This is a genomic window from Parasphingopyxis sp., from assembly GCF_052168295.1.
GTDB lineage: Bacteria > Pseudomonadota > Alphaproteobacteria > Sphingomonadales > Sphingomonadaceae > Parasphingopyxis.
In genome coordinates this window covers 62,074-70,029 of record NZ_JBQLZN010000022.1, presented here as the reverse complement: position 1 = coordinate 70,029, position 7,956 = coordinate 62,074, and the positions used below count along the sequence as shown (strand labels likewise).

At 64.0% G+C, this 7,956-nt stretch carries 7 protein-coding genes and 1 pseudogene; 5 read left to right on the top strand and 3 right to left on the bottom strand.

Annotated features, from left to right (window positions below):
- The 5 genes and pseudogenes from ACTS1Z_RS03720 to ACTS1Z_RS03700 all read left to right on the top strand — a co-directional run.
- Nucleotides 1–278, top strand: a pseudogene (locus tag ACTS1Z_RS03720) (DNA polymerase III subunit beta); the annotation flags it as partial.
- Between the two features lie 32 nt (nucleotides 279–310).
- Nucleotides 311–1,390: a DNA replication/repair protein RecF gene (gene recF, locus ACTS1Z_RS03715; RefSeq protein WP_442623089.1), complete on the top strand. Its 1,080-nt coding sequence runs from the start codon at nucleotides 311–313 to the stop codon at nucleotides 1,388–1,390.
- 74 nt (nucleotides 1,391–1,464) lie between these two features.
- Nucleotides 1,465–3,939 carry a DNA topoisomerase (ATP-hydrolyzing) subunit B gene (gyrB, locus tag ACTS1Z_RS03710; RefSeq protein ID WP_442623088.1) on the top strand — a complete coding sequence of 825 codons (2,475 nt, stop codon included), beginning with the start codon at nucleotides 1,465–1,467 and terminating at the stop codon, nucleotides 3,937–3,939.
- A 3-nt stretch (nucleotides 3,940–3,942) separates the two neighbouring features.
- Complete coding sequence (locus ACTS1Z_RS03705) at nucleotides 3,943–4,449, top strand: hypothetical protein (RefSeq protein WP_442623087.1); 507 nt, start codon at nucleotides 3,943–3,945, stop codon at nucleotides 4,447–4,449.
- 10 nt (nucleotides 4,450–4,459) lie between these two features.
- Nucleotides 4,460–4,876: a secondary thiamine-phosphate synthase enzyme YjbQ gene (locus ACTS1Z_RS03700; RefSeq protein ID WP_442623086.1), complete on the top strand. Its 417-nt coding sequence runs from the start codon at nucleotides 4,460–4,462 to the stop codon at nucleotides 4,874–4,876.
- Nucleotides 4,877–4,889: 13 nt separating this feature from the next.
- Here ACTS1Z_RS03700 and ACTS1Z_RS03695 read toward each other — a convergent pair whose 3' ends face one another.
- The 3 genes from ACTS1Z_RS03695 to ACTS1Z_RS03685 form a co-directional block, all read right to left on the bottom strand.
- On the bottom strand, nucleotides 4,890–5,474 hold the full coding sequence (locus ACTS1Z_RS03695; RefSeq protein ID WP_442623085.1) for a DNA-3-methyladenine glycosylase I: 585 nt from the start codon (nucleotides 5,472–5,474) through the stop codon (nucleotides 4,890–4,892).
- A 9-nt stretch (nucleotides 5,475–5,483) separates the two neighbouring features.
- Nucleotides 5,484–5,978 (bottom strand): hypothetical protein, encoded by a 495-nt coding sequence (locus ACTS1Z_RS03690; protein WP_442623084.1) that lies wholly within the window; start codon nucleotides 5,976–5,978, stop codon nucleotides 5,484–5,486.
- Nucleotides 5,979–6,081: 103 nt separating this feature from the next.
- Nucleotides 6,082–7,851, bottom strand: a complete 1,770-nt coding sequence (locus ACTS1Z_RS03685) for a vWA domain-containing protein (RefSeq protein WP_442623083.1) — start codon at nucleotides 7,849–7,851, stop codon at nucleotides 6,082–6,084.
- Between the last annotated feature and the right edge of the window lie 105 nt (nucleotides 7,852–7,956).

Genomic DNA, 7,956 nt, shown 5'->3' with positions numbered 1-7,956 from the left:
CCGAAAAGACGCGCGCGGTGAAGATGGCGCTCGATACGGACAAGATCACGCTTTCCGTCACCTCGCCGGAAAACGGCACGGCGTCCGAAGAGGTGGCTGGCGAATATGGTTCGGACGGGTTCGAGATCGGCTTCAACGCGCGCTACCTGCTCGATATTCTCGGTCAGGTGCAGGGCGATGCGATCGAAGTGCATCTTGCCGATGCCGCCGCGCCGACGCTGATCCGCGAGAATGACAAGGCGAGCGCGCTCTACGTGCTGATGCCGATGCGGGTGTGAACCTTTAGCGCGATGCCCCATAGAGGCGGCCGATGACGATCCGCCGCCTCAGCCTTACCGATTTTCGTTCCTATGAAAGTGCGCTGATCGCGCCCGGCGCGGGCTTCGTCGTGCTGACCGGGGAGAACGGTGCGGGCAAGACCAATATCCTCGAAGCCGTATCGCTGTTCGCGCCGGGACGCGGACTCAGGCGCGCGAAACTGTCGGAAATGGCGCGGACCGGCGGGCCGGGCGGCTTTTCCGTCGCGGCCGTGCTGGATGCGCCGGGCGGGGAGGTCGATCTCGGCACGGGGACGCTGCCCGAAGCGCCAGATCGCCGCCGGGTGCGGATCAACGGGGCGCCTGCGTCCGCAGCGGCCCTGACCGAATGGCTGTCGATCCTCTGGCTGACCCCGGCGATGGACCGGCTGTTCACCGACGCGCCGAGCGGCCGCCGGGCCTTTCTCGACCGTCTCGTGCTCGCGCTCGAACCCGGCCATGCACATCACGCCTCGCGCTACGAAGCGGCGATGCGTGCGCGCAACCGGCTACTGGCCGACGAAGCGGCGCTCGATGTCGAATGGTGCGCCGCGCTTGAAGCGCAGATGGCCGAGCATGGCAGCGCTCTCGCCGCCGGGCGGTCACGGACGATCGACGCGCTCAACGCGCAACTGGATGCGCAACCGGACGGACCGTTCGCGAAGGCGGCGCTCGCACTCGAAGGCTGGCAACCTGTGGCAGACTATGGCGCGGCCCTGGCGGCGGGGCGGGATCGCGATCGTGCCGCCGGACGCTCGCTCACAGGCCCGCACAGAAGCGATCTCGCCGTCCGGCACCTCGGCAAGGGGCAACCCGCCGATCGCTGCTCCACTGGCGAGCAGAAGGCGCTGCTGCTCGGAATCGTGCTCGCCCATGCCGATCTCGTCGCCGTGCGCGCGGGCCGGCGCCCGCTGATCCTTCTGGACGAGGTCGCCGCCCATCTCGACCCGGTCCGCCGCGCCGCGCTTTTCGAGCGCTTGGCCATAGGCGGCGGCCAAGTCTGGATGACCGGCACTGAGCCTGCGCTGTTCGCGGCAGTGCCGGAACCCGCGGCGCATTTTCAGGTCAGCGAGGGCCGCGTGGAACCGGCCTGAGCGCAGCATGTCCGATCCCCAGAAATATGGCCGTTTCGCTTGGGTTTTCCGCGGAAAACGCCTATATATGACAGATGACTGACACATCTGAAAACGCGCCGGAAAAAGGCGGTTACGGCGCCGATTCCATCAAGGTTTTGAAGGGGCTGGACGCCGTCCGCAAGCGCCCCGGCATGTATATCGGCGATACCGATGACGGATCGGGCCTGCACCATATGGTGTTCGAGGTCTCCGACAATGCGATCGACGAGGCGCTGGCTGGCCATTGCGACCGGATATTGATCCAATTGAACGCGGACGGATCGGTCACGGTCGAGGATAATGGCCGCGGCATTCCGGTCGATATCCATAAGGAAGAGGGCGTATCGGCGGCCGAGGTCATCATGACCCAGCTGCACGCGGGCGGGAAGTTCGAAAACACGTCCGACGATAACGCGTACAAGGTGTCGGGCGGTCTGCACGGGGTCGGTGTCTCGGTCGTCAACGCGCTCTCCGACTGGCTGGAGCTGCGTATCTGGCGCGACGGCAAGGAGCACTGGATGCGCTTCCGCAACGGTGAAGCCGAAGCGCCGCTCGAAGTGGTCGGAGATGCCGACGGCAGGAAGGGAACGCAGGTGACCTTCATGCCGTCCGCCGAGACCTTCAAGATCACCGAATTCGATTTCGAGAAGCTCGAACATCGCTATCGGGAGCTGGCCTTCCTGAACTCGGGAGTACGGCTGTTCATCGCGGATGCGCGCCATGCGGACCGCGAGGAAGTCGAGCTCTATTATGAGGGCGGCACCTCCGCCTTCGTCCAGTATCTGGACCGGCACAAACAGGCGATTATCGGCGATCCGATCGCGATTTCGGGCGAGCGTGACGATATCGGCATCGACGTCGCGCTCGAATGGAATGACAGCTATCACGAGAACGTCCTCGCCTTCACGAACAACATTCCGCAGCGCGACGGCGGCACGCATATCGCGGCCTTCCGCTCCGCGCTGACGCGCACGCTCAACAATTATGCCGAAAGCTCGGGCGCGCTCAAAAAGTCGAAGGTGAAGCCGACCGGCGACGATATGCGCGAAGGGCTGACGGCGATCGTCTCGGTCAAGCTGCCCGATCCGAAATTCTCTTCGCAGACGAAGGACAAGCTCGTCAGCAGCGAAGTGCGCCAGCCACTCGAAAGCCTGATCGCCGACAAGCTCGCCGAATGGCTCGAGGAAAATCCGCAATATGCGCAGGCGGTGATCCAGAAGGTCATCGACGCCGCCGCTGCCCGCGAGGCCGCGAAAAAAGCGCGCGAGATGACGCGCAAGGGATCGATGGCCGTCGCCTCGCTGCCCGGCAAGCTCGCCGATTGCCAGGAACGCGATCCGGCGAAATCGGAACTCTTCCTCGTCGAGGGCGACAGCGCCGGCGGCTCGGCCAAGCAGGGCCGCGACCGCCATTATCAGGCGATCCTGCCCTTGAAGGGCAAGATCCTGAACGTCGAGCGTGCGCGCTTCGACCGGATGCTCTCGTCGAAGGAAGTCGGCACGCTGATCCAGGCGATGGGTACCGGCATCGGCCGCGACGATTTCGACATCGAGAAGCTGCGCTATCACAAGATCGTGATCATGACCGACGCCGATGTCGACGGCGCGCATATCCGTACGCTGCTCCTCACCTTCTTCTACCGGCAGATGCCCGAAATCGTCGAGCGCGGCCATCTCTACATCGCCCAGCCGCCGCTCTACAAAGTCTCGAAGGGTCGCTCCGAGGTCTATCTGAAGGACGATGCGGCGCTCGATGCGTACCTCATTGACGCGGGCCTCGATACGATGCTGCTCGAAACCGGCGACGGGGCGCAGCGCATGGGCGAGGATCTGCGCATCCTGATCGATCATGCGCGCCGGATGCGCTCGCTGATGAACTATGTGCCGAAACGGTATGACCCGGCGATTGTCGAGGCCTTCGCCCTGATGGGCGCGCTAGACGAGGCGCTGACGCCGGAGCAGCAGGAGCAGGCCGTCGCGCTCGTCGCGCAATGGCTGAGCGGTCACGATCCCGAGGCGCAATGGACGGGGAAGATCAACGAAGACGGCAGTTTCGAACTGCACCGGCGCTGGCGCGGTGTCACTGACGTCCATCTGATCGACGCGGCGTTTGTGCGCTCGGCCGAAGCCCGCAAGCTGCAACGCGTCGCCGCGGAACAGGCGGAGAATTACGGGCTTGTCAGCCACCTGGTCAGCATGAAAGCGGCCGAAGCGGCATCCGAGGATGCGGACGATGCGCCGGCCAAGGGCCGCATCGCGATCACCCGCCCGTCCGAGCTGCTCGCGGCGATCCTCGAAGCCGGCCGCAAGGGCCTCTCGATCCAGCGCTACAAGGGGCTGGGCGAAATGAATGCCGACCAACTCTGGGAGACGACGCTCGATCCCGAAAACCGCTCGCTGCTGCAGGTCGAGGTCGACCAGGCGGACGTGGCCGACGAGATTTTCACCCAGCTGATGGGCGATGTCGTCGAACCGCGGCGCGAGTTCATTCAGGACAATGCGCTGAACGTCGCGAATTTGGATGTTTAGATCGTGTGGCGCGCCGCTTGGATCGCCATAACACTCACGCCAATTCTGTCATTGGTCGGATGCGGCCCAGCAGAATCGAACAGTATTGATACGCTTGTTGTGAACGAAGGGCCGATCCGCGTTGAGTACGGTCCGCAACAACAATTTCAGGGCGTATGGTTATCTGAGTTTGAAGGTTCAGCGTTCAACTATTGCCCTCCCGATGCCACGGGATGTCCGAATATGCTGTTTGATAATTGGGGGTGTTGGCTTGAATTTTCCGAAGCCGCGAGGGATCAGCTTCACAGTTCGCTGGCAGGTCAGCCGGAACCATATGAGGTAGAGGGGGTATTCACGCTTAACTTTACCGGGCGCGAAACGCTCCGACGCGGCAGCTATGGCCATTTGGGTGTATCATCGTGTCAGGTTTTGGTTGAGAGCCTCGATTCGGTCCGTCCGTTTGAACCGGATCGACCCGATATGCGGATGACCCGACTGCTTGCCGATACCAATAGAAATGTGGCGCAATAGGAATCTGCTGATGAAGCAGTTCGTTACAACTCAGCGGATCGAAACCCCCGGCAGGTCGCTTACCGATTTCACCCACCAAGTTTCAGACTGGGTTGCCGATGGCGGCGTATCGCAGGGCCTGCTTACCGTCTTCATCCGCCATACCTCGGCCTCGCTCCTGATCCAGGAGAATGCCGCGCCCGAGGTGCAGGACGATCTGATCGCTTTTTTCGAAAAGCTGGCGCCGGAAGGCCCGCACTATGCGCACGACAGCGAGGGGCCGGACGATATGCCCGCGCATCTCAAATCCGCACTGACCCAGACGCATCTCGCCATCCCCGTCATCGACGCCCGCCTCGCGCTCGGCACATGGCAGGGCATCTATCTGTTCGAACATCGCCGCCGCCCGCACCGGCGAGAGGTCGTGTTGCATCTGGCGGGCGAATAACAGGGCGCGCCCGTCATTCCGGATAGCGCCAGCACCCCTTTACATGATCGTTCACCACGCCGACGGCCTGCAGATAGGCGTAGATGATTGTCGTACCGACAAAGCTCATCCCGCGCTTTTTGAGCGCCTTGGAGATCGTGTCGGAGAGCGGGGTCGAGACGGGGACGTCTGCGAAGTTTTGCGGGCGGTTGATCAGCGGCTCGCCATCGACATGATCCCACAGCCAGGCGGCGAATGAGCCATATTCCTCCTGCATCGCGATGAACGCGATGGCGTTTTTGCGGGCGCTGTAGATTTTGAGCTTGTTGCGGACGATCCCATCGTCCTCGCGCAGCGCTTCGAGTTCTTCGTCCGTCATCGCCGCGACGCGTTCGACATCGAAACCGTGGAACGCCGCGCGATAGCCGTCGCGCTTGCGCAAGATAGTCTCCCAGCTCAGCCCGGCCTGGGCACCTTCGAGGATCAAAAACTCAAACAGCGTCCGGTCATCATGCACCGGTACGCCCCATTCTTCGTCATGATAGCGTGCGTAGAATTCCTTGCCCGGCTGCCCACCGAAACAGCGCGCCTTGCCGTCCGTTCCTGTCACCAATTCCATCGCGCCGGTCTAGCCGAGTTTGCCGAATTTCGCTTCGAAGGCGGCGATATCGTCGGCGGCGAGCAGGCCGGCCTGCTCGACCCAACGGTCGCGCGCGATGCGCTGCGCCATGTCGCCGAGCTGTGCGCCGATGGTTTCGACGTCTGCGTCCGTCCAGCCGGCAATCTGGGCGAAGCGCGTTACGCCGAGCGCGTTGAGCTTTGCCCCGGCCTTCGGCCCCAGCCCCTTGATCTGCGTAAGCGGGTCGCTTTCGCCGCTCGCGGGAGATTCTGAGGGTGTAGCAGCAGCGCTAGGCTCCGGCGATTCGCTAACTGCCTCCCGGATGGGTTCTTTCGGTTTCACTTCCGAGGCCGTCGTATCGGCAACGCTCGGTGGCGTCGGCGTTTCGGCGGACTCGACCCTGTCCGCCGGCCTGTCTTTCTTGCCACCCAGCAGGCGCAAAAGAAGGACTGCCGCGACGAGCACGGCGAGGGCGATCAGGACATAGAGCAGCGTATCGGACAAAAGGGCCTCCGGGGTCGGATATCCGGCGGCCTATGCCGGGCGCGGGCCGCCCATGCAAGGCTGCATGGACGGCTCCTGACATACGCGCCGCTGCGCGCTGCTATCAGCCGCCTTCGCGCGTGCCGCCGGGCGCGCTGCGCGCCTCGGCGAGCTCGGTCAGCGTGACGAATTCGCCGCGCCAATAGTCGCTGCTCCGTCCAGCAGCCTGGGCCAGCCGTCTAATATCGGCGAAGTCGAAATCGCCGAGATAGGTGTCGCCGCGCAGCCGCTGGCCGAAGGCCGCGACGGCGGTGACGAAGGCCATGTCACCGCTGGGCGCCCGGGCATTGACCATCGCGCTGCGGCCGATCGGCTGTTCGATCAGGCGCGATTCGTCTTCGCCGGGGAGCTTGTAGCGCAACCGGAGAAAGGCGAGTTCCGCGCCCTGGCCGCCGCGCGCTGCTGGGCGATTGCCCTCGTAGCGGCGCTCGGGCAACCAGCCGCGCGATCCCGTGGGCACGATCTCGTAGAGCGCCGTGACCTGGTGGCCGGCGCCGATCTCGCCGGCATCGACGGTGTCGTTATCGAAATCCTCCTCGGCGAGCAGGCGGTTCTCATAACCGATCAGGCGATATTCCTGCACGTGCAACGGGTTGAACTCGATCTGGATTTTCACGTCCGCGGCGATGGTGAACAGCGTCGAAGACAGCTCCTGCACCAGCGCGCGATGTGCTTCCATCGCGCTGTCGATATAGGCGTAGTTGCCGTTACCGTGATTGGCGATCTGCTCCATCATCGCTTCGTTGTAATTGCCCGTGCCGTAGCCGAGCGTGGTCAGCGAGATGCCGGCCTCGCGCTCGCGCTCGACCATTTCGATCAGCTGGTCGCGGTTGGTCGTGCCGACATTGAAATCGCCATCTGTGGCAAGGATGATGCGGTTGATGCCGCCCTCGATCATATTGGCGCGGGCCGCGTCATAGGCGAGGCTAATGCCTGCCGCCCCGGCCGTCGAACCGCCCGAGCGCAAGCGGCCGAGCGCCGCGATGATCTCGTCGCGATCGTTCGAACCGGTCAGGATCGTCTTGGTCGATCCGGCATAGGTGACGATCGAAACCCGGTCGCGCGGATTGAGTTGTTCGGCCATCATCGCCATCGAGCATTGGACGAGCGGCAGCTTGTTCCGCCGGTGCATCGATCCCGATACGTCGACGAGGAAAACGAGATTGGCCGCCGGACGTTCGCTGCGCTCGATGTCATAGCCGCGCAGGCCGATCCGCAGGAGCCGCGTATTCTCGTTCCACGGCGTCGTCGCCATATCGGTGGTAATGCTGAACGGCCGCGTGCGATCGGCGGGCCGCGCATAGTCGTAGCGGAAATAGTTGACCATCTCCTCGGTGCGCACCGCAGCCTGCGGCGGCACGCGCCCTTCGTTCAGGAAGCGTCGGACATTGGCGTAGCTGCCCGTATCGACGTCGACGGCGAAGGTGGAAACCGGTTCCTCGGCGACGGCCATGATGGCGGCGACCGCTTCGCCGTCATAGCGCTCCCGATTCTGCGGTTGCGGACGCGGCATCATTGCGGGGCGCGCGATTCCGCTGGCTGCGCTTTCCATTGCCGGTTGTGCGCGGCGCGATCCGGTGACCACGACCGCCTGATCGGCGGCTTGCGTCGGAGGCGGCGGCGGGGCGGGCGGCGGTGGAGCGGCCCCTACTGCCCCGCTGGGACGATAGCGCCGCCGCTCATACTCATCGTCATCCGCGACGAGAAACGGCGCGCAGATTTCATCGGCGGTCGCGGGCGTCATCGGCCGCTGCGTCGCCTGGCTGGGTTGGACGGAATAGGCGAGTCCGGTCAGGACGAGCGCCGCGATGGGCGCGAACGACAATAGGCGCATTGGAGGCCTCCCTCTGCTGCCGACCCGATGTGACAGCATCACATCGGCGCCTGAACCGGCGCTTAATGGGATTGGCGGCCAGCGATGCCCGCGAGGTCGGCGCGC